The sequence below is a fragment of the Cupriavidus sp. D39 genome (genome assembly GCF_026627925.1).
Lineage (GTDB): Bacteria > Pseudomonadota > Gammaproteobacteria > Burkholderiales > Burkholderiaceae > Cupriavidus > Cupriavidus ulmosensis.
The window spans coordinates 1,719,822-1,739,519 of the sequence record NZ_JAPNLE010000009.1 but is presented as its reverse complement, the minus strand read 5'-3'; the positions used below and the strand labels follow the sequence as shown (position 1 = coordinate 1,739,519).

General features: G+C 66.8%; 14 protein-coding genes, 1 other RNA gene and 2 pseudogenes. 13 read left to right on the top strand and 4 right to left on the bottom strand.

All coding sequences use genetic code 11. The features are described from left to right. Nucleotides 1–402: 402 nt before the first annotated feature. Both OMK73_RS19990 and ffs read right to left on the bottom strand, forming a co-directional pair. Nucleotides 403–1,908, bottom strand: coding sequence for a tyrosine-type recombinase/integrase (locus OMK73_RS19990; RefSeq protein ID WP_267603651.1), 1,506 nt, complete (start codon nucleotides 1,906–1,908; stop codon nucleotides 403–405). A gap of 99 nt (nucleotides 1,909–2,007) precedes the next feature. Then, nucleotides 2,008–2,106: signal recognition particle sRNA small type (ffs, locus tag OMK73_RS19985), an RNA gene on the bottom strand. A 103-nt stretch (nucleotides 2,107–2,209) separates the two neighbouring features. Between ffs and OMK73_RS19980 the strand changes: the two are divergent. From OMK73_RS19980 to OMK73_RS19925, 12 genes and pseudogenes are all read left to right on the top strand, one after another. Continuing rightward, a pseudogene (locus OMK73_RS19980) lies at nucleotides 2,210–4,719 on the top strand (adenosylcobalamin-dependent ribonucleoside-diphosphate reductase). Between the two features lie 82 nt (nucleotides 4,720–4,801). Further along, nucleotides 4,802–7,139: pseudogene (locus tag OMK73_RS19975) on the top strand (DNA polymerase III subunit gamma/tau). 82 nt (nucleotides 7,140–7,221) lie between these two features. Next, complete coding sequence (locus OMK73_RS19970) at nucleotides 7,222–7,554, top strand: YbaB/EbfC family nucleoid-associated protein (RefSeq protein WP_006157727.1); 333 nt, start codon at nucleotides 7,222–7,224, stop codon at nucleotides 7,552–7,554. A gap of 18 nt (nucleotides 7,555–7,572) precedes the next feature. Further along, a complete protein-coding gene (locus tag OMK73_RS19965) occupies nucleotides 7,573–7,890 on the top strand; it encodes an antibiotic biosynthesis monooxygenase family protein (protein ID WP_267603649.1) in 318 nt (105 codons plus the stop codon). Continuing rightward, nucleotides 7,887–8,501 carry a recombination mediator RecR gene (gene recR / locus OMK73_RS19960; RefSeq protein ID WP_267603648.1) on the top strand — a complete coding sequence of 205 codons (615 nt, stop codon included), beginning with the start codon at nucleotides 7,887–7,889 and terminating at the stop codon, nucleotides 8,499–8,501. The genes OMK73_RS19965 and recR overlap by 4 nt, the downstream gene beginning before the upstream one ends. Nucleotides 8,502–8,553: 52 nt before the next feature. After that, nucleotides 8,554–9,459 carry a LysR family transcriptional regulator gene (locus OMK73_RS19955; RefSeq protein ID WP_043347514.1) on the top strand — a complete coding sequence of 302 codons (906 nt, stop codon included), beginning with the start codon at nucleotides 8,554–8,556 and terminating at the stop codon, nucleotides 9,457–9,459. Nucleotides 9,460–9,691: 232 nt separating this feature from the next. After that, entirely contained in the window at nucleotides 9,692–10,888 is a 1,197-nt protein-coding gene (locus tag OMK73_RS19950) for a CaiB/BaiF CoA transferase family protein (RefSeq protein ID WP_267603646.1), read from the top strand. Next, nucleotides 10,885–11,853: a hydroxymethylglutaryl-CoA lyase gene (locus OMK73_RS19945; protein WP_267603644.1), complete on the top strand. Its 969-nt coding sequence runs from the start codon at nucleotides 10,885–10,887 to the stop codon at nucleotides 11,851–11,853. The genes OMK73_RS19950 and OMK73_RS19945 overlap by 4 nt, the downstream gene beginning before the upstream one ends. Before the next feature lie 109 nt (nucleotides 11,854–11,962). Then, nucleotides 11,963–12,997, top strand: a complete 1,035-nt coding sequence (locus OMK73_RS19940; protein WP_267603643.1) for a Bug family tripartite tricarboxylate transporter substrate binding protein — start codon at nucleotides 11,963–11,965, stop codon at nucleotides 12,995–12,997. Nucleotides 12,998–13,228: 231 nt separating this feature from the next. Then, complete coding sequence (locus OMK73_RS19935; RefSeq protein ID WP_267603641.1) at nucleotides 13,229–14,275, top strand: ABC transporter substrate-binding protein; 1,047 nt, start codon at nucleotides 13,229–13,231, stop codon at nucleotides 14,273–14,275. 198 nt (nucleotides 14,276–14,473) lie between these two features. Beyond that, nucleotides 14,474–15,286, top strand: coding sequence for an ABC transporter ATP-binding protein (locus OMK73_RS19930; protein WP_267603640.1), 813 nt, complete (start codon nucleotides 14,474–14,476; stop codon nucleotides 15,284–15,286). A 63-nt stretch (nucleotides 15,287–15,349) separates the two neighbouring features. Next, nucleotides 15,350–16,141 carry an ABC transporter permease gene (locus OMK73_RS19925; protein WP_267603639.1) on the top strand — a complete coding sequence of 264 codons (792 nt, stop codon included), beginning with the start codon at nucleotides 15,350–15,352 and terminating at the stop codon, nucleotides 16,139–16,141. A gap of 108 nt (nucleotides 16,142–16,249) precedes the next feature. Here the strand turns inward: OMK73_RS19925 and OMK73_RS19920 are convergent, their stop codons facing one another. Both OMK73_RS19920 and OMK73_RS19915 read right to left on the bottom strand, forming a co-directional pair. Continuing rightward, nucleotides 16,250–17,674, bottom strand: a complete 1,425-nt coding sequence (locus OMK73_RS19920) for a sensor histidine kinase (protein WP_267603638.1) — start codon at nucleotides 17,672–17,674, stop codon at nucleotides 16,250–16,252. After that, nucleotides 17,671–18,369 carry a response regulator gene (locus OMK73_RS19915; RefSeq protein WP_267603637.1) on the bottom strand — a complete coding sequence of 233 codons (699 nt, stop codon included), beginning with the start codon at nucleotides 18,367–18,369 and terminating at the stop codon, nucleotides 17,671–17,673. Before OMK73_RS19915 ends, OMK73_RS19920 begins: the two co-directional genes overlap by 4 nt. A gap of 255 nt (nucleotides 18,370–18,624) precedes the next feature. On the opposite strand from OMK73_RS19915, the gene OMK73_RS19910 reads away from it, so the two are divergent. Further along, nucleotides 18,625–19,683: a porin gene (locus OMK73_RS19910; protein WP_267603636.1), complete on the top strand. Its 1,059-nt coding sequence runs from the start codon at nucleotides 18,625–18,627 to the stop codon at nucleotides 19,681–19,683. Nucleotides 19,684–19,698 lie beyond the last annotated feature (15 nt).

Here is a 19,698-nt window from a genome sequence, read left to right as displayed (position 1 = left end):
AGGTTTCCGGTTGACAGGCTGATGAGATTGACATACAGTGTTATCGGGGAAGTCTTTTCCTCGACTATGCGCATAGTATAATCGGATACCTATCATCTGTCAAGTAGGTATGCAAGGGCTAAATTGTAACTGAATGTTACTGGATGCCTAACTAGGCTCTTTGCGCAAAGCAGAAGAAAGCTCTTGACAACGATAGCGCCAGGGCCTGGCTACTCGCTAGGTAGTCCCCCATTCCCTAGCATTGCCTCAGTCTGCTACGTGCTATCGCACCATGTGTCGTGCACTGTACGTGCGGAGATGGCCCCGTAGGGGCTATACAGAGCCGCCAGCGGCCTTTCATGGGTGCGGATAGGGGTGGGGTGGTCCCACCCCGAATAATCGCTTGTGGGGCTTGTGCTGGCTTCAGTACTTTCCGGCTGGCTGCCCGTACACCTTGCCCAAGGCCAGTCCGGGATACTTGATCGCTTCCACTGCGGTGCGCAGTATCGCAACCGGATGGCTGTAGACCTTAGTCCCTACGCTGCCCGGACCATCGTGCCCCGTAATTTTGTCTTGCACGGCGTCTGCAATCCCGGCTTCAGTCATCTTGGTGCGCACCGTATGCCGCAAGCTGTGGAAGTCTGGTACGCCTTCATCTACCAGCTTCCGGGCCTCACCAAACCACGCGGAGAAGTAACCGCCGGGTTTATCCTTGCGAAGCTTCAAATCAGGCCATAGCCGATCATGCCCGACTTGCTTGGTAGCTTCCACGTACTCAAGGAACCCAAGCCGAACGAGTTCGCTGTGCAATGGAATGTCTCGGACGCCTGCCGCCGTCTTGACGGTTGAGCCTTCGCCTTCGTCGTTGATGCAGATGAATGTTTGATCGTCACGGGTGACAACATCCACAGCACGGAGTTGGCAAAGTTCACTGATGCGTGCGCCAGTGAACAAGCCTAGCAACGGAATCCAGTACGCAGCATCCCTACCGGCCCTCCATTGGTTTGTGGGCAAGTCGTACCGGGTGAACAGTGGCAACGAGAAGAATGCTTGTACTTGCGCTGCCGTCCAAGGTCGCCGCTTGTTCTCGGTCTTGTACTCGATATCAAGACGTTCCCACGGATTACGGTCAAGCCATTCCAGATCGCTACGTGCGTAGTTGAACAACGACTTCAACGCCGTCAGTCGATCATGCTTGGTCTTGGATGCCCCGTCTTGTTGCAGTAGCCATGCCCGGAAGGCATCGCCTTGATCGCGCTTGATTGTCGTCAGGGGAGGGTTGCCGAACTGCTGCTCAAACATCTCCAGTACTCGTTCGGTCTTGTCAATCGTATCCTGACGCTTTGCCGCTTTCCAGCGGTCAAACACATCCCGTAGGGTGCGTGGCTTTGCGTCTGCAATCGCTTTCGGTGTCGGTGCTGGGGGTTGCTCTACAAGCTTTGCACTCAGAGGTTCTTCTAGGTGTTGCAGGTAGTGCCGCAGAGCCTCACCGGCTCCGGGTGTGTCTTCGGTAAAGGCAATCCCCATGTCTTGCGCAACGGATTGCATCCCAACTATGCCCACGCCGCGATGGTATCGGAGTAAGTCCTTGCGCCAAGACTGGTCGATCCGCACATCCTCCCTGTTGAGGGTGTCATGCAGTGTCCGTTGAGCAATCATCCGCCCCATTTCGGGCGTGACTTTCTCAATCCGCAACGGGTTCAACGCTATGCGCTGCTCATGAAAGCGAGCATGCCACTCTGCGTTAAGTTCGGTAGCCTTGCGGTTGGCGTCTTGAAGGACAGGAGTCCCAAGCGAACACCGATGCGCCCATTCGGATGGGTACAGGTGTCGAAGGTCTTTCGGTGCTTTGATTTTCCATTGCCAGACGTTGGAACCGCTACGGCGGTGAACGCCAGTGGATCGCTTTGCCATTTTGTCAGTCGTCATTTGCGATTGCTCAAGTGACACACTGAAAAGACACACTGGCTGGCTGGAAGTCCTTGATTTGCCGTAAAGTATTGGCGTACAAGGATTGTGGAGTATGAGGCGGACGAGCCCGACCCTCGGCACTGGCGGAAAACGGCTGTGGCTGCTTCGTTCCCGACCTGACCAGGTTGACCGCGCCACCATGCGAGGAGGCCCGTCCGGTCGGCATTGTAACCCAGAGCGGGCGGGTCCGGCGGATTTCCGCGAAATTGATTGCGTAAATTGATTGAGTCATGCAACCCAGACACCTGCGAGATCCACGATGAATGCCAAAGACCAGATGCTCCGCGCCACGCTGCCGCCCCAGGACATCTCCACGGAGGTCCTGCTGGAGAAGTACGCCAAGGGTGAGGAAGCGACTGCCGCCGATGTGCGCCAGCGGGTGGCGCGCGCGCTGGCCGAGGCGGAGCCCGAGGCGCAGCGCGAGCAATGGGCCGAGCGTTTCCTGTGGGCGCAGGAGCAAGGCTTCGTGCCGGCCGGGCGCATCAACTCGGCGGCGGGAACACGCATCGAGGCCACGCTGATCAACTGCTTCGTGCAGCCGGTGGGCGACTCCGTGTCCGAAGCGCGTGACGGCAAGCCGAGCATCTACACGGCGGTGGCGCAGGCTGCGGAGACCATGCGGCGCGGCGGCGGCGTGGGCTATGACTTCTCCGCGATCCGCCCAGCCGGCGCGCTGGTGCGGGGCACGCACTCGCGCGCCTCGGGGCCGGTGTCGTTCATGAAGGTGTTCGATGCGTCCTGTGCCACGGTGGAGTCCGCCGGTTCGCGCCGTGGGGCGCAGATGGGGGTGCTGCGCTGCGACCACCCGGATATCGAGACCTTCATCCACGCCAAGGACCAGGGCGACCTGACCAACTTCAATCTCTCGATCGGCGTGGGCGACGACTTCATGCGCGCGGTCGAGGCCGATGGCGAGGTCGAACTGGTGCACGAGGCCGAGCCCGCGGCACAAACCATCGCCGATGGCGCCTACCGGCGCGACGACGGGCAGTGGGTCCATCGCCGCGTGCCGGCGCGCCAGTTGTGGGACCAGGTGATGCAGGCCACCTACGACCATGCGGAGCCCGGCATCCTGTTCCTGTCGCACATCAACGACGACAACAATCTCTATTACTGCGAGCGCATCGAGGCCACCAATCCCTGCGCGGAGCAGCCGCTGCCGGCCTATGGCTGCTGCGACCTCGGCTCGATCGACCTGACCCGCTTCGTGCGCCAGCCCTTCGGCACGGACAGCCGCTTTGATTTCGAGGCCTTCGCCGAGGTGGTGCGGCTGGCGGTGCGCATGCTCGACAACGTGCTCGACGTCACCTACTGGCCGTTGCTGGAGCAGCAGGCCGAGGCACACGCCAAGCGGCGCATCGGCCTGGGCTTCCTCGGGCTGGGCAGCGCGCTGGTGATGCTGGGCATCCGCTACGACAGCGAGGCGGGGCGCGCGCTGGCCGCGCGCATCGCGCAGACCCTGCGCGATACCGCTTACCTGGCATCGGCCGGGCTGGCGCGGGAGAAGGGCGCCTTCCCCTCTTCAACGCCGAGGCGTACCTGGCCAGCGGCTTCGCGCGGCGCCTGCCGCCGGCGGTGCGCGAAGCCGTCGGCCGCGACGGCATCCGCAACTCGCACCTGCTGTCGATCGCCCCGACCGGCACCATCACGCTGGCGTTTGCCGACAACGCCTCCAACGGCATCGAACCCGCCTTCTCGTGGACCTACAACCGCAAGAAGCGCACGGCGGACGACAACTACAAGGTGTTCGAGGTGGCGGATCATGCCTGGCGCCTTTATCGCCACCTCGGCGGCGATATGGCGCAGTTGCCCGACAGCTTTGTCACGGCGCTGCAGATGTCGGCGCTGGATCATATGAAGATGCTCGAGGCGGTCCAGCCCTATATCGACACCAGCATCAGCAAGACGGTGAACGTGCCGGAGGACTACCCGTACGAGGCCTTCCGCAACCTTTACCTGGAAGCCTGGCGCGCGGGGCTCAAGGGGCTCGCCACGTACCGCCCCAACAGCGTGCTGGGCGCAGTGCTGTCGGTGACGCCGCCCCCGGCGGGCGCCCCTGATGCACTTGCGGCGCCCGCTGTGACGGACGATCCGCTGCGCAAGCCATTCGCGAGCCGTCCGGTGGGCGACCTCGAAGGGGTGACTTCCAAGGTCGAGTACATGACCTATGAGGGGCACAAGACGGTGTACCTGACGGTCAACTTCATGCGCGTGGCGGGTCTGCTCGACGGCAAGCCCGTAGCCGTGGAGCGCCCGGTGGAGTTCTTCATGCCGGCCGGGCAGCGCAACGACGGCCAGCAGTGGATCACCTCCACCATGCGGCTGCTGTCGATGGTGGCGCGTTCCGGCGGCTCGATCGCCAAGGCATTGGCCGATATGCGCAATGTTGTATGGGACAAGGGCACGGTGCGCTATGGCACGCTGGCGCGCCAGGACGGCACCGAGGTGCCGCGCTTCCATGATTCCGAGGTGGCGGCGATCGGCTACGCCCTGCAACGCATCCTGATCAAGCGAGGGTTCCTCGACGCGGAAGGCGCCCAGGTGCCGGTGGCGGCGCTTGCGGCCCGTCTGGCCGGGCTGGAAGGGCCCGGCGGGGGCGGCGTCGATGGCGGGGGCGCGGCCCAGGCCGCACGCTCCGGCGGCTTGCCGGCCGCCGGGCTGGGGCTGGGCTCGGGCAAGCCTTGCCCGGAGTGCGGCGCCCATGCCCTGCACAAGGTAGATGGCTGCGCCAAGTGCGCCAACTGCGGTTATGTCGGGGAATGTGGCTAGGGGCTTGGGGCGTAGGGCAACGCACCCGGGACGCATGTGAATCCCGCCTGAAGGACGGCCGCCTTTTGCTACAATCGCCGCCATGAGTTATCAAGTGCTAGCGCGCAAATGGCGCCCCCGGGATTTCACCACGCTGGTCGGCCAGGAGCACGTGGTCCGCGCGCTCACGCACGCGCTGGAACAACAGCGGCTGCACCATGCCTACCTGTTCACCGGCACGCGGGGCGTCGGCAAGACCACGCTGTCCCGGATCCTCGCCAAGGCGCTGAACTGCATCGGGCCGGACGGCACGGGCGATATCACCGCGCAGCCTTGCGGGGTGTGCAAGGCCTGCACCGAGATCGATAGCGGGCGCTTCGTCGACTATATCGAGATGGACGCAGCCTCCAACCGGGGCGTCGACGAAATGGCGTCCCTGCTGGACAAGGCGGTGTACGCGCCCACGGCGGGGCGCTTCAAGGTCTACATGATCGACGAAGTGCACATGCTGACCAACCACGCCTTCAACGCCATGCTGAAGACGCTGGAAGAGCCGCCCGCGCACGTCAAGTTCATCCTGGCCACCACCGACCCGCAGAAGATCCCGGTCACGGTGCTGTCGCGCTGCCTGCAGTTCAACCTCAAGCAGATGCCGCCGGGCCATATCGTCAGCCACCTCGACCACGTGCTGGGCGAGGAGGGCATCGTGCGCGAGCCCAACGCGCTGCGCCTGCTGGCCCAGGCCGCCCATGGCTCGATGCGCGATGCGCTGTCGCTGACCGACCAGGCCATCGCCTATAGCGCCGGCCAGGTGTCCGAGGCCGCCGTGCGCGGCATGCTGGGCGCGATTGATCAAAGCTACCTGGTGCAACTGCTGGATGCGCTGGCCGCCGAAGACGGTGGCGCCATGCTGGCGGTGGCGGACGGCATGGCCGATCGCAGCCTGTCGTTTGCCGGCGCCTTGCAGGACCTGGCCTCGCTGCTGCACAAGATCGCGCTGGCGCAGGCGGTGCCTGCCTCGGTCCAGGAAGAATGGCCGGAAGCCGCGGAAGTGCGCCGCTTCGCCGCCGCCTTCGATGCGCAGGAAGTGCAGCTGTTCTACCAGATCGCCAACCTTGGCCGCAGCGAGCTGGCGCTGGCGCCCGACGAATACGCGGGCTTCACCATGACGCTTTTGCGCATGCTGGCGTTCCGCCCGTCGGCCAGCCCCACGCCCACTGTGGCGCAGGGTGGTGGCCAACCGGCGCCGCGCGCGCGCGGTGCCGCCACGCCGGCGGGCCGGGTTGCGGCCGATGCGGCCGCGGCTAGCGCCACCGTGGCGCCTGCTGTGCCTGCCATGCGTCCGGCCGCGCCAGTTGCGCCGGTTGCGCCTATCGATCCCGCACCAGTCCAGGCACAAGAACCGGTGCCGGCTTTGCGGCCCGCAGCGCCGGTGAGGATGCCGAGCCCGGCTCCGGCAGTTGCCGCGCCGGCAGCCGCTCCCGCAGCCGCAGCCGGTGCGCCGATGTCGCCGGCCCGTGCCGCGCTGGCCGCGGCGCGCCTGGCCTCTGCCGCGCGTGCGGGTGGCAGCCCGCGCACGCCGCCGCCCGCGGCCACCCCTGCTGCGGTGGCGCCGGCTGCGCGCCAGCCCTCGGCCCAGCCCTTGCGTCCGCCGGGTCCGCCTGCAGCGGTGTCGAGGCCGGCTGCCCCGATGCCTGCCGCTGCGGCGCCGGCCTCGGTGCGCCGGGAGCCTGTGCCCCCGCGGCAGGCCGCCACGGATGCGCGCGATGCCCGCGATGCCCGCGAGAGCGGCCCGGGCGATGACGGTCCGCCTTGGGAACACGCAGGCAGCAGCGACGTGCCGCCCTGGGAAGACCTCCCGCCCGACCTGCCCGTGATCGGGCCGTACGACAGCGATCCCGAGCCGATGCCCTCGCGCCAGGCCGCGCCCCGGCGCGAACCCGCACCGCGAGCTGCGCCGCCGGCTCCCGCTGCCGTGCAAGCCGCTCCGGCCGAGGCGGTGGCCCCGGTACGGCTCACGCCGCCGAAGCCGCCGGTGGCCGGCGAAGATGGCACGCCGCCGGTGTTCTACCGGTGCCTGGCCGGCACTGGCTGCCAGCCTGCCGCTCAAGGGCCTTGCGCAGCAGCTGGCCTACCAGAGCGAGCTCGTCCAGGTCGTTGGCCGTACCTTCCACCTGCGCGCGCCGGTGGCGCCCATTACCGAGGCAGGCGTTGTCGAGCGCCTGCAGCAGACGCTGGCCGAGCATCTCGGCACCGAAGTGCGGGTGCAGTGCGAGATTGGCGCGGTGGCCGATACCGCCGCCGCGGCCGATGCCCAGGCCCGCGCCGAGCGCCAGCGCGAAGCCGAGGCCACCATCGAAGGGGATCCCTTCGTGCAGGGCTTGCTGCGCGAGTTTGGCGGCACGATCCTTGAGGGATCGATCCAGCCGCGCGCTGCCTGACCTCTAATTTTTGCCGGGCCGCCGGCGCCCATGACGCGCGGCGGCCCGTAACTTCTATCCAATCGCTAATCAGGAGCACTCCATGATGAAGGGCCAACTGGCCGGGCTGATGAAGCAAGCCCAGCAGATGCAGGAAAACATGAAGAAGATGCAGGAGCAGCTTGCCCTGATCGAGGTCGAGGGCCAGTCCGGCGCCGGCCTGGTCAAGGTGGTGATGACCTGCAAGAACGACGTCAAGCGCGTCTCCATCGACCCCAGCCTGCTCGCCGAAGGCGAAGACAAGGAACTGCTGGAAGACCTGGTTGCCGCCGCGTTCAACGACGCCGTGCGCAAGGCCGAGGCTACCTCGCAGGAAAAGATGGGCTCGATGACCTCCGGCCTGCCGTTGCCCCCGGGCTTCAAGCTGCCGTTCTGAGCCTGACACGGAGCCCGCATGATTCTCGAATCCGCAGTGCTGCCGGTGCGCCCCGGCCAGGAAGCCGCCTTTGAAGCGGCCTTCGGGCAGGCGCGCCATATCATCGCGGGCATGCCGGGCTTCCTTGGGCTTGAGCTGCATCGCGGCATCGAGCAGCCGTCGGCGTACCTGCTGACGGTGCGCTGGCGCACGCTGGAAGCCCACACCGAGGGTTTCCGCGGCTCGCCCGAGTACCAGCAGTGGAAAGCCTTGCTGCATCATTTCTACGAGCCGTTTCCCACCGTGCTGCATCACGTGCCGGTGGTGAGCATGGCTGCGCCCGGGGAGCCGGCATGAAGGGTGCTCCCCCGACCTCGCTGCAGGCGCTGATCGAGGCGCTGCGGGTCTTGCCCGGCGTGGGGCCGAAGTCGGCCCAGCGCATGGCTTACCACCTGCTGCAGCACGACCGCGAAGGCGCCCGCAAGCTGGGCGACGCCTTGCGCGGCGCGGCCGATGGCATCAAGCATTGCTCGCGCTGCAATACCTTCACCGAGCAGGAGATCTGCTCGACCTGCCTGGATGAGCGGCGCGACGCCTCGCTGCTGTGCGTGGTGGAGACGCCGTCCGACCAGATCATGATCGAGCAGACGCTGACCTATCGCGGCCAGTATTTCGTGCTGATGGGCCGGCTCTCGCCGCTCGACGGCATCGGCCCGCGCGAGATCCACCTGGACCGGCTGCTGGCGCGCGCCACCGATCCCGCCATGGGCGGGCCGGTGACGGAGGTGATCGTCGCCACCAATTTCACCAGCGAAGGCGAGGCCACGGCGCACTACATCGGCGAGATGCTCAAGGCGCGCGGCCTCAAGGTGTCGCGCCTGGCGCGCGGCGTGCCGGTGGGCGGCGAGCTCGAATACGTCGATGCCGGCACCATTGCCCGCGCGGTGATGGACCGGCGCGCGGTGTAGCCGTGCCCGATCGTATCGCCATGCATGGGTCCGTGCGCCGGGTCACGACCGCATGAATCTCGCCCGTTTCGACCTTGTCACGCTTGGCCTGTTCGTGGCCGTGGCCCGCCAGGGCAGCATTTCCGCCGGCGCGCGCCAGTCGCACCTGGCGGTGGCGGCGGCGAGCAAGCGTATTTCCGACCTGGAGGCCGCCGTTGGCGCGCCGCTGTTCTTCCGCCACGCGGCCGGGGTGCAGCTGACCGAGGCCGGGCAGGCGTGCTTTCACCATGCGCTGACCATCCTGCAGGACGTGGAACGCATGGCCGGCGTGATGTCGGATTACGCCAGCGGCGTGCGCGGCCAGGTGCGCGTGTGCGCCAACACCTCGGCCATCACGCAGTTCCTGCCCGACGACCTGGCGACCTTCATGGCGCTGCATCCCACCATCCGCATCGAGCTCGAAGAGCAGAACAGCAGCGAGATCGTGGCCGCGCTGGTGGAGAACCGCGCGGATGTGGGCATCTTTGCCGACCGCACGCCCAGCGCGGGCCTGGTCACGGTGGAGTACCGGCAGGACGAACTGGTGCTGGTCACGCCGCCGGGCCATCCGCTGTCCGAGCGCGGGCCCGTGCGCTATGCGGACACGCTGGAATACGACTTCGTCAGCTTGCCGCAGGTCACCTCGCTGGCGGCCCGCCTGCTGGAGGAAAGCAGTCGGCTCGACCGGCCTTTCCGCCTGCGCATCCAGGTGCGCAGCTTCGACGCCATGTGCCGCATGGTGATGGCGGGGCTGGGCGTGGGCGTGTTGCCGCGCATCGCGGCCGAGCCCCATGTGCAGTCGATGGGCCTGTCGCTGGTGGGGCTGCAGGATGCCTGGGCGCGCCGCACGCTGCTGATCGGCATGCGCGATCCCGCCGGCCTGACGGTGTCGGCGCGGCTGCTCATCACCCACCTTTGCGGCGATCGCGCGCCCTTCTGACGCCCCGGCCCTTCTGAAGCCCCGGCGCTGATTCGCGCCGTTCTCGTGGCTGGTCCGGGGCTTTCGCGTTCCGAGAAGGCCCGCTTCTCCGAATGCCGATTCCGCCAGCCGCCCGGCTGGGGCACACTGCGTCGAAACAAGGCGTGCTGCCAGCCGCACTGGCCGCACTGGCCGCGGCGCATCCTTTGGCACACGCACGCTGTAATCCACACCGCACGGAGACACCCCCACCATGGCGCGACAGATCCTCGAAGGCATTCGGGTACTCGAACTCGGGCAACTGATTGCCGGCCCCTTCGCCGCCAAGACCCTCGCCGATTTTGGCGCCCAAGTGGTCAAGGTGGAGCCGCCCGGACAGGGCGACCCGCTGCGCAAATGGCGCATGCTTTACGAGGACACCTCCGTCTGGTGGGAAGCGCAATCGCGCAACAAGCAATCCATCTGCATCGACCTGCGCAATCCGCAAGGGCAGGCCGTGGTGCGCAAGCTGGCCGCCGAGGCCGACGTGCTGATCGAGAACTTCCGTCCCGGCACCATGGAGAAATGGGGCCTGGGCTATGAAGCGCTGCGCGCGGAAAACCCCGGCCTGATCATGGTGCGCGTGTCCGGCTACGGCCAGACCGGTCCGAAGAAGGACGAGCCGGGCTTTGCCGCGGTGGCCGAGGCCATGGGCGGCCTGCGCTACCTGACCGGCGAGCCGGGCCGTGCCCCGGTGCGCGCCGGCCTGTCGCTGGGCGACACCATTGCCGGCCTGCATGGCGCGCTCGGCGTGCTGCTGGCGTTGTACGAGCGCGATGCGCGCGGCGGCGAAGGGCAGGTGATCGACGTGGCGCTGTACGAGTCGCTGTTCAACCTGAGCGAAAGCCTGCTGCCCGAATACTCGGCCTTTGGCGCCGTGCGCCAGCCGGCTGGCGGCGCCTTGCCCGGCATCGCGCCATCCAACGCCTATCCCTGCGCCAGCGGCGAGTACGTGCTGGTGGCCGCCAACGGCGACGCCATCTTCAAGCGCCTGATGCATGCCATCGGCCGCGCCGACCTGGGCGACGATCCGGCGCTCGCGCGCAACGACGGCCGCGTCAAGCGCGTCGACGAGATCGATGCGGCCATCACCGCGTGGACGCGCATGCAAAGCGTGGAAGATGCGCTGGCGGTGCTCAAGCAGGCCGAAGTGCCGTCCGGGCGCATCTACACGGTCAAGGACATCTCGGAGGACCCCCACTACCGTGCACGCGGCGTGATCGAAAGCGTGACCGCGGCCAGCGGCCTGACGGTCAAAGTGCCTGGCATCATGCCCAAGCTCTCGGGCAGCCCGGGCGCCATCCATGACCGCGCGCCTACGCTGGGCGAGCATACCGACAGCGTGCTGGAGGCGGCCGGCTTCGACGCCGCCACCATTGCCGACATGCGCGCACGCGGGGTGGTGGCATGAGCGCGCCATCCATGCCGCGCGGCCCGGCCCGCATCGAGATCAACGAAGTCGCGCCACGCGACGGCCTGCAGATCGAGCCGGCCGTGGTCCCGACCGACGCCAAGGTGGCCTTCCTGGACGCCTTGTCCGCCTGCGGCTTTGCCCGCATCGAAGCCACGTCCTTTACCTCGGCCAAGGCCATCCCCGCATTGGCCGATGCCGAAGCGGTGATGCACCGCATGCAGCGTGGCGCGGGCGTGCGCTACACCGCGCTGGTGCCGAACCTGCGCGGCCTGGAGCGCGCGCTGTCGTGCCGGCCCGATGAGCTCAACCTGGTGATGTCGGCCAGCGAGACGCACAACCGCGCCAACCTGCGCATGACGCGCGCCCAGTCGCAGGCCCAGCTGCTGGCGATGATCGAGGCGGCCAACGCGGCCGGCGTGCCGGTCAATGTGTCGCTGTCCACCGTGTTCGGCTGCCCCTTCGAGGGCGAGGTCGACGCCGATGCCGTGATGGCGCTGGCCGAGTCCTTCGCCCATGCCGGCGCGGCGGGCATCACGCTGTGCGACACCACCGGCATGGCGTATCCCACGCAGGTGGCCGCGCTGTGCGCGCGCTTCGGGCAAAGCCTGCCGCAGGCGGGCCTCACCATTCACCTGCACAACACCCGCGGCATGGGCCTGGCCAACGCGCTGGCCGCATGGCAAACGGGCGTGACCCGTTTCGATGCCGCCGCCGGCGGCCTGGGCGGTTGCCCCTTTGCGCCCGGCGCAAGCGGCAACGTCAGCACCGAGGAGCTGGTGCATATGTTCGACGCCATGGGCGTGGACACCGGGGTGGACCTGGCGCGCCTGCTCGATGTGGTGGCCGGTTTGCCGGCGCTGGTCCAGCGCGACACCGCCAGCCAGTTGCTGCGTGCCGGCACGCGCTTGCGCACGCATCAGCCGCCGGCCTGGCTGGCCGAGCATTTCGCCGGGCAGGGCTGACGCCCGCTGCGCCGCAAGAATCCCGAAGGACGGGTGCGCACCGCACGGCGAGGGCCGGCGGGCGCTGAACAAAAACCAAGATCAACAAGCACCAAGCAGGAGACACTCCATGCCTCGCAATCCGGCATCTGCCGCCGCACGTCCCCAATCTTCTACGTCCGTCTCGCCTGCGCGCCGCAAGACGCTCGCCGTCGTGGCGCTGGCCGCCGCCGGCCTGGCCGGCACGGCCGCCTGGGCGCAGGACGGCGCCTACCCAACGCGCCCGGTCACGCTGGTGGTGTCCGCCGCAGCCGGCGGCACGACCGACCTGGCCGCGCGCATGATCTCGGAGCCCCTGTCCAAGGCCCTCGGCCAGCCGGTGGTGGTGGACAACCGTCCGGGCGGCTCGGGCGGCATCGCCGCTCAGACGGTGGCGCGCGCCAAGCCGGACGGCTACACGCTGATGGTGCAGTACTCGGGCTACCAGGTCATCTCGCCGCTGCTGATGAAGAACGCATGGGACCCCGTCAAGGACTTCGCGCCGGTCGCCAACATCCTGTCGGCGCCGCAGGTGCTGGTGGTGCGGCCGAGCCTGCCGGTGAAGACGCTCAAGGAACTGGTGGCCTATGCCAAGGCCAACCCCAACAAGCTCAACTACGCGTCGTCGGGCAACGGCTCGCTGCAGCACGTCTCCACTGAGTTGCTGAACCAGATGGCCGGCATCCAGATCACCCATGTCCCATACAAGGGCACCGGCCCGGCCATGACCGACCTGCTGGGTGGCTCGGTGGATCTCACCATCACCACGCCGCCGCCGCTGATGGGGCATATCGCGGGCGGCAAGCTGCGCCCGCTGGTGGTCACCAGCAAGCAGCGCCTGCCCAGCCTGAAGGACGTGCCCTCCGCGCCGGAAGCGGGCTACCCCGATCTGGATGTGTCGTCCTGGTTCGCCATGTACGCGCCGGCCGGCACGCCCAAGCCGATCATCGACAAGCTCGCCGGCGAGATCGACCGCATCATGCAGACCGAGGCCTTCCGCAAGAAGGCGGAGGAGCTCGGCGCCGAGGCGAAGTTCATGGGCCCGGCGCAGCTCGCCACCTATCAGCGCAACGAGCTGGCGCGCTGGGCCAAGGTCATCAAGGCGGCCGATATCCACGCGGAATGATGCATGCGCCCGGTGCCGGCAGTAAGCCGGCCGAAAGGCGCAGCCTGTATCTTCGATGCTCGCTCACCGGTGCATGCCGGCGCAGCATAGGTGTTGATCCCGATGCGGCCTGGCGCGGCATCGGCTAGCATCGCAACTTGCCGCTACGCGGCACCACGAAAAGACGTGGCACACGATGGCATGCATCAGCGCGAGAGCGGCGGTCGACGGGTAATCAGGTAGGAGAGAGAAATGTATAACAAGAAATTCTGGAAGCAGGCGCTGCTCGCGCTGGCGCTGTTCCTGGCGGGCTGGTTCACCTTTGGCGGCTACGCCCAGGCACAGGGCAAGCCCGAGAAGACCAAGATCACCATCGCCGTGGGCGGCAAGAACCTGTTCTACTACCTGCCGCTGACCATCGCCGAGCGCCTCGGCTACTTCAAGGATGAAGGCCTCGACGTCGAGATCGTCGACTTCGCCGGCGGCGCCAAGGCACTGCAGGCCGTGGTGGGCGGCAGCGCCGACGTGGTCTCCGGCGCCTACGAGCACACCATCAACCTGCAATCCAAGGGCCAGCAGTACCAGGAATTCGTGCTGCAGGGCCGCGCCCCGCAGATCGTGCTGGTGGTCTCCAACAAGACCATGCCCAACTTCAAGTCGGTGGCCGACCTTAAGGGCAAGAAGATCGGCGTGACCGCGCCAGGCTCCTCCACCAACATGATGGCCAACTTCGTGCTGGCAAAAGCCGGCCTGAAGGCATCGGACGTGTCCTTCATCGGTGTCGGCGCCAGCGCCGGCGCGGTGGCGGCCATGCGCTCCGGCCAGATCGACGCGATGGCCAACCTTGATCCGGTGGTGTCGATGCTGACCCAGAAGAATGAAGTGCGCATCGCCTCGGACACCCGCACGCTGAAGGACACCCAGGCTGTCTTCGGCGGCAATATGCCGTCGGGTTGCCTGTACGCGTCCACCGCCTTTATCCAGCAGAACCCGAACACCACGCAGGCGCTCACCAACGCCATGGTGCGCGCGCTCAAGTGGCTGCAAAAGGCTGGCCCGTCGGACATCGTCAAGACCGTGCCGGAAAGCTACCTGCTGGGCGACCGCGCGCTGTACCTGTCCGCCTGGGAAAAGGTCAAGGAAGCCATCTCGCCGGACGGCAGCATGCCGGCTGACGGCCCCAAGACCGCGCTCAACACGCTGCAACAGTTCGACCCGGACCTGAAGGGCAAGACCATCAAGCTGGAGAACACCTTCACCAACACCTTCGTGCAGAAGGCGAACGCCAAGTACAAGTAAGGCATCGCCTGCGCCCAGGGTGCCGGCGGCCCGCTGCGTGCAGCGGGCCTTTGCATTGGTGGGCACCAATGCCACCCATGGCATCCGGCGCGCCGTCCTGAACCTGCTTTCCACGTCATTACTATCGCGCGGTGTCGCGGTGCCTGCATCCATCGCACCCGTTGCGTCATTCAGCACCGAATCCGCCAAGAGCCAGCCATGAGCACTCCCGCACTTTCCCTCGACAACGTCACCTGCACCTTCGTCTCCCGCGACGATCGCAGCCAGCGCTATACCGCCGTCAAGGAGACCACCCTGGACATCCAGCCCGGCGAGTTCGTCTCCGTGGTGGGGCCGACCGGCTGCGGCAAGTCCACCTTGCTCAATGTGGGGGCCGGCTTGCTGCAGCCTTCGATCGGCGAGGTACGGGTGTTCGGCAAGCCACTGCGCGGCATCAACACCCGTGCCGGCTACATGTTCCAGGCCGAGGCGCTGATGCCGTGGCGCAGCGCGCTGGACAACGTCATCGCCGGGCTTGAGTTCCGCGGCATGGCGCGCGCCCAAGCGGAGCAGGAGGGCGAGGCCTGGCTGCGCCGCGTTGGCCTGGGCGGCTTCGGCGACCGCTATCCGCACCAGCTCTCCGGCGGCATGCGCAAGCGCGTGAGCCTGGCCCAGACCCTGGTGCTCGATCCGGACATCATCCTGATGGACGAGCCGTTCTCCGCGCTCGACATCCAGACCCGCCAGCTGATGGAAAACGAGGTGCTGGAGCTGTGGGCGGCCAAGCGCAAGGCGGTGCTGTTCATCACCCACGACCTGGACGAGGCCATCGCCATGAGCGATCGCGTGGTGGTGCTGTCGGCAGGTCCCGGCACGCACCCGATCGGCGAGTTCGCCATCGACCTGCCGCGCCCGCGCGACGTGGCCGAGATCCGCAACCATCCGCGCTTCGTCGAGCTGCACGCGGCCATCTGGGACGTGCTGCGCGAGGAAGTCCTCAAGGGCTACGCGCAGCAGCGCAAGGTCGCCTGAGATGGCCCGGCGCGTTGCCTTCCCATTCAATCCGGTCTGATTTCAATTCGAGTTTCGATTCCCATGGCTTTCCGTCCCGACTCCAAGGGCATGCTGCGATTCTGGCAGTTGCTCGTCCTCGTTGTGATCCTCGGCGCCTGGCATGCCGCCACGCGCTCGCAGCAGGTTGCTTTCTTCTTCGGTGAGCCGCTCATGGTGGCCCAGCGCATCTGGAACTGGTTTGTCGTCGAGCGCGACATCTACGTCCACCTCGGCGTGACCCTGATCGAGACGCTGCTGGCCTTTGGCATTGGCACGGCCGCCGGCCTTGGCGTTGGCCTGTGGCTGGCGCTCAGCCCGCTCACCTCAGCCATCCTCGATCCCTATATCAAGGCGATGAACTCGATGCCGCGCGTGATCCTGGCACCGATCTTTGCCGTCTGGTTCGGCCTGGGCATCTGGTCCAAGGTAGCGCTGGCGGTGACGCTGGTGTTCTTCATCGTGTTCTTCAACGTCTACCAGGGCGTCAAGGAAGTCAGCCCCGTGGTGCTGGCCAATGTGCGCATGCTGGGCGCGAACCACAAGCAGCTGCTGCGCCATGTCTACCTGCCAAGCGCGACCAGCTGGGTGTTTTCCTCGCTGCACACCTCCGTCGGCCTGGCCTTCGTGGGCGCGGTGGTGGGTGAGTACCTGGGCTCGGCGCGCGGCGTCGGCTACCTGATCCTGCAGGCTGAGGGCACCTTCGACATCAACACCGTGTTTGCCGGCATCGTGGTGCTGACCGCGGCGGCGCTGGTGCTGGACACCATGGTGGGCGTGGTCGAGAAGCGCCTGATGAAGTGGCAGCCGCGCAGCGGCGAGACCGAACGCTTGTAAGGCGAGCGCGCGACCAGCCAGGAAAACGGCCGGAGGAATCTTCCTCCGGCCGAGCCTGAAGATCGATCCGCTGCGGCAGGAACTGGCAGTACCGACCAATTGCCCGCCTTAGGCGGCGTGCAGCGAGTCCGGTCCCGCGCCGGTGCCCGTCACAGGCGCAAAACGCACGCTGACGGTCAGGCCCGTGCCGGGCGTCTTCTCGAGTGTCACGGCGGCATGATGCGCGCGCGCGATCTCGCGCACGATTGGCAAGCCCAGGCCGCTGCCTTGCTGTGCCTGGTTGGATTCGCCCCGATAGAAGCGGCGGAACACCTTGTCGCGCTCTTCATCGGCAACACCGGGGCCGCTATCGACTACCTGCAGCAATGGCTGGTGATCCGGGCCGCCCACGCGCACCGTCACCTGCGCACCCGGGCCGGCATATCGGATTGCGTTATCCACCAGGTTGCCGATCAGTTCCTGCAGCAGTTCCGCCTGTCCCATGACCTGCACCGGCGCCGGCGCTTCAAAGCCAAGATCGACCTGGCTGGCCAGCGCCACCGATGTCCATTCGAGCGCCGCTTCCCTGGCCAGCAGGTCCAGGCGCAAGGGCTGCAATGCCGGCGCGTAGCCACTGTCCGGCTCCAGGCGCGATAGCGACAGCAGTTGCTGCACGCCCTTGGCGGCGTGGCGCACGGTCTCGTGCAGCGGCCGCAGGTGACGGCGCATGCGTTCGCCATCTTGCTCGCGCAGCGCCAGCTCGGATTGCGCCTGCATGATAGCCAGCGGGGTCTTCAACTGGTGGGCGGCATCGGCAAAGAAGCGCTTGCGCGCCAGCAACATGCGGTGCAGGCGCGCGACGTACTGGTTGATCGCCTCGACCAGGGGCTTCATTTCGGCGGGCAGGTCTTTCTGCTCCAGTGGCGCCAGGTCGTCGGCGCCACGCTCGGCCACCGCGGCGCTGAGCCGGTGCAGTGGCCGCAGGCCGCGCCGCACGCCGAACCACACGATGCCCAGCGCCAGCGTGACCAGCACCATCTCCTGCTGCAGCGAGCCGGCGAGGATCTCGTGCGCCAGCGACTGGCGCGGCTCGATGGTCTCGCCGACCAGCACCCAGACCAGCCGCGCCTGCCCCGACGGCATGTCGCGCACCGGCAGCGGCTGCGCTGCCATGCGTACCGGCTCGCCGCGGAAAACGGCGTCGTAGAAGACGGTCTTGTAGAGCGGTTGCTTTGGCGTGGCCGGCATCGGCAGGTCGTCGTAGCCGGTCAGCGTGGCGCCGTGCTCGTCGCGAATCACGTAGTAGATCCGGCTGCCGGCCTCGGATTCGAAGATCTCCAGCGCTAGGTAGGGTACATCGATGGCGAAGCGGCCTTCATGCAAGCGGATGCCTTCGCGCATCGATTTGAGCGAGGCTTCCAGCGTGCGGTCGAACGCCACGTGGGCGGCATCCATCGCGCGGTGATAGGTCATCCATGCGTCCAGCGCCAGCAGGGCCAGCAACGGCAGCAGCAGCCAGAGCGAGAGCTGCAGGCGCAGGCTCGGGACTTTCATCGGGCGGCAGGCGTGGCCGCGCCCGCTTGCGTGCAGGCGTCCAGCAGGTAGCCCAGCCCGCGCAGGGTCACGATGGCCACGCCGCTGCCTTCGAGCTTCTTGCGCAGGCGGTGCACGTAGATTTCGATGGCGTCCGGGTTGACGGATTCGTCGATGCCGAAAATCTTCTCCGACATGGCTTCCTTGTTGACGGCGCGTCCGTCGCGCAGCATCAGCACCTCGAGCACGGCGCGCTCGCGCCGGGTCAGCGCCAGGGGCACGCCGCCCAGCACGAAGGCGCGGCTGATGCCGTCGTAGCACAGCGTGCCGCATTGCAGCTGCGTGCTCTCGTGCCCAAAGCTGCGGCGTATCAGCGCGCGTGCGCGGGCTTCCAGCTCCGACAGGTCGAAGGGCTTGGACAGGTAGTCGTCCGCGCCGAGGTTGAGTCCCTTCACGCGGTCCTCGACCGAGCCGTGCGCCGTCAGGATCAACACGGGCATGGCATTGCGCCGCTGCCGCAGGCGTCGCAGCACCTCCAGGCCATCGAGCTTGGGCAGGCCCAGGTCGAGGATGACCAGCGCGTAATCCTGGGTCGAGAGCAGATGATCCGCCGCGCGGCCATCGTGCATGCAGTCGACGGCGAAGCCCGCCTGGCTGAGCGCCTCGACCAGGGCATTAGCCAGCATCACATTGTCTTCAACGAGCAGGATTCGCATTCTCTTGGCGGGGGCGGGGCGCCCGGGTGAAATCGGTGAAAGCGGGGAGGGCCGGAAAGGCGGGCCGCGCTGAGAGATACAGGTATCCGGCCCGACTTTGAAGATAGGGAAACTCCTAACCCCAATCGCTCGCGCGGCGATGAAATCCGTCGAATTTCGAAAGCGAACTGAAAGTGCGCCTGCCATACCATGCGTGCCATCCCGGGGCCTGCCCCGACATCACCACAACAAGCACAAATCACAAGAGGAGACAGCATGAAGTTCAAATCGATCGCGCTGGCAGCGATGGCCATGAGCCTGGCCGGTGGCGCCGCGGCGCAATCCAGCGTGACCCTGTACGGCATCATGGATGCCGGCATCGAATACGCCAGCCATGCCGGACCGAACGGCTCGGTGCTCAAGATGACCTCGGGCGGCAAGAACACCTCGCGCTGGGGCATGCGCGGCAGCGAGGACCTGGGCGGCGGGCTCAAGGCGCTGTTCCAGCTGGAGAGCGGCATCGCCATCGATACCGGCCGGCTGGATTCCGACGGCACGCTGTTCGATCGCCGCGCCATCGTTGGCTTGTCCAGCAAGTACGGGCAAGTGGTGCTGGGCCGCACCTTCACCACCACCTACGATTTCATGCTGCCGTTCGACCCGATGGGCTACGCGCCGAATTACTCGTGGGCGACCTCGGCGACCGCTACCGGTGATCGCAAGGACGGCTTGTTCTCGCGCGCTTCCAACGCGATCCGCTACGACGGCACGTTTGGCGGCGTGAAGCTTGGCGCCACGGTGGCGCTGGGCGAAGTGGCCGGCAGCTTCAAGAGCTTGTCCAAGTACGATCTCGGCGTAGGCTACAGCTCGGGTGGCTTTGCGGCGGCCGCAACCTGGGATCGCCAGAACGGCGCGGGCACGAGCACCACGCCCGCCGATGTCACGGACTACATCCAGGGCATCCACGCCGGCGCCAGCTACGACTTCGGCGACCTCAAGCTCTACGCGGGCTATCGCAACTACAAGCGGACCTTCACCACGGCTGCCGCGTCTCACCGCAGCGACATGTACTGGGGCGGCGCGTCGTATGACTTCACGCCGGCGTTCACGTTGTATGGCGCGGTCTACAAGCAGAACATCAAGGGCGGCAGCGATGCCGATCCGATCCTGTTCTCGGTGCGCGCCCAGTACGCGCTGTCCAAGCGCACCACGGCCTACCTGTCGGGCGGTTATGCCAAGGCGCGCAATGGGCAGAACGTGAGCTTGTCCCGGGACTTCACCGGCTATGCGAACAACCAGGTGGGCGTGACCGCCGGCTTGCAGCATCGCTTCTGATGCGCGCCCTTATGG

Excerpts from the sequence above, each read along its gene's own strand:
- OMK73_RS19910 (WP_267603636.1), top strand. The coding sequence starts at position 18,625 with ATGAAGTTCAAATCGATCGCGCTGGCAGCGATGGCCATGAGCCTGGCC.
- OMK73_RS19925 (WP_267603639.1), top strand. The coding sequence starts at position 15,350 with ATGGCTTTCCGTCCCGACTCCAAGGGCATGCTGCGATTCTGGCAGTTG.
- OMK73_RS19970 (WP_006157727.1), top strand. The coding sequence starts at position 7,222 with ATGATGAAGGGCCAACTGGCCGGGCTGATGAAGCAAGCCCAGCAGATG.
- OMK73_RS19950 (WP_267603646.1), top strand. The coding sequence starts at position 9,692 with ATGGCGCGACAGATCCTCGAAGGCATTCGGGTACTCGAACTCGGGCAA.
- OMK73_RS19965 (WP_267603649.1), top strand. The coding sequence starts at position 7,573 with ATGATTCTCGAATCCGCAGTGCTGCCGGTGCGCCCCGGCCAGGAAGCC.
- OMK73_RS19915 (WP_267603637.1), bottom strand. The coding sequence starts at position 18,369 with ATGCGAATCCTGCTCGTTGAAGACAATGTGATGCTGGCTAATGCCCTG.
- recR (WP_267603648.1), top strand. The coding sequence starts at position 7,887 with ATGAAGGGTGCTCCCCCGACCTCGCTGCAGGCGCTGATCGAGGCGCTG.
- OMK73_RS19940 (WP_267603643.1), top strand. The coding sequence starts at position 11,963 with ATGCCTCGCAATCCGGCATCTGCCGCCGCACGTCCCCAATCTTCTACG.
- OMK73_RS19945 (WP_267603644.1), top strand. The coding sequence starts at position 10,885 with ATGAGCGCGCCATCCATGCCGCGCGGCCCGGCCCGCATCGAGATCAAC.
- OMK73_RS19920 (WP_267603638.1), bottom strand. The coding sequence starts at position 17,674 with ATGAAAGTCCCGAGCCTGCGCCTGCAGCTCTCGCTCTGGCTGCTGCTG.
- OMK73_RS19955 (WP_043347514.1), top strand. The coding sequence starts at position 8,554 with ATGAATCTCGCCCGTTTCGACCTTGTCACGCTTGGCCTGTTCGTGGCC.
- OMK73_RS19990 (WP_267603651.1), bottom strand. The coding sequence starts at position 1,908 with ATGACGACTGACAAAATGGCAAAGCGATCCACTGGCGTTCACCGCCGT.
- OMK73_RS19935 (WP_267603641.1), top strand. The coding sequence starts at position 13,229 with ATGTATAACAAGAAATTCTGGAAGCAGGCGCTGCTCGCGCTGGCGCTG.
- OMK73_RS19930 (WP_267603640.1), top strand. The coding sequence starts at position 14,474 with ATGAGCACTCCCGCACTTTCCCTCGACAACGTCACCTGCACCTTCGTC.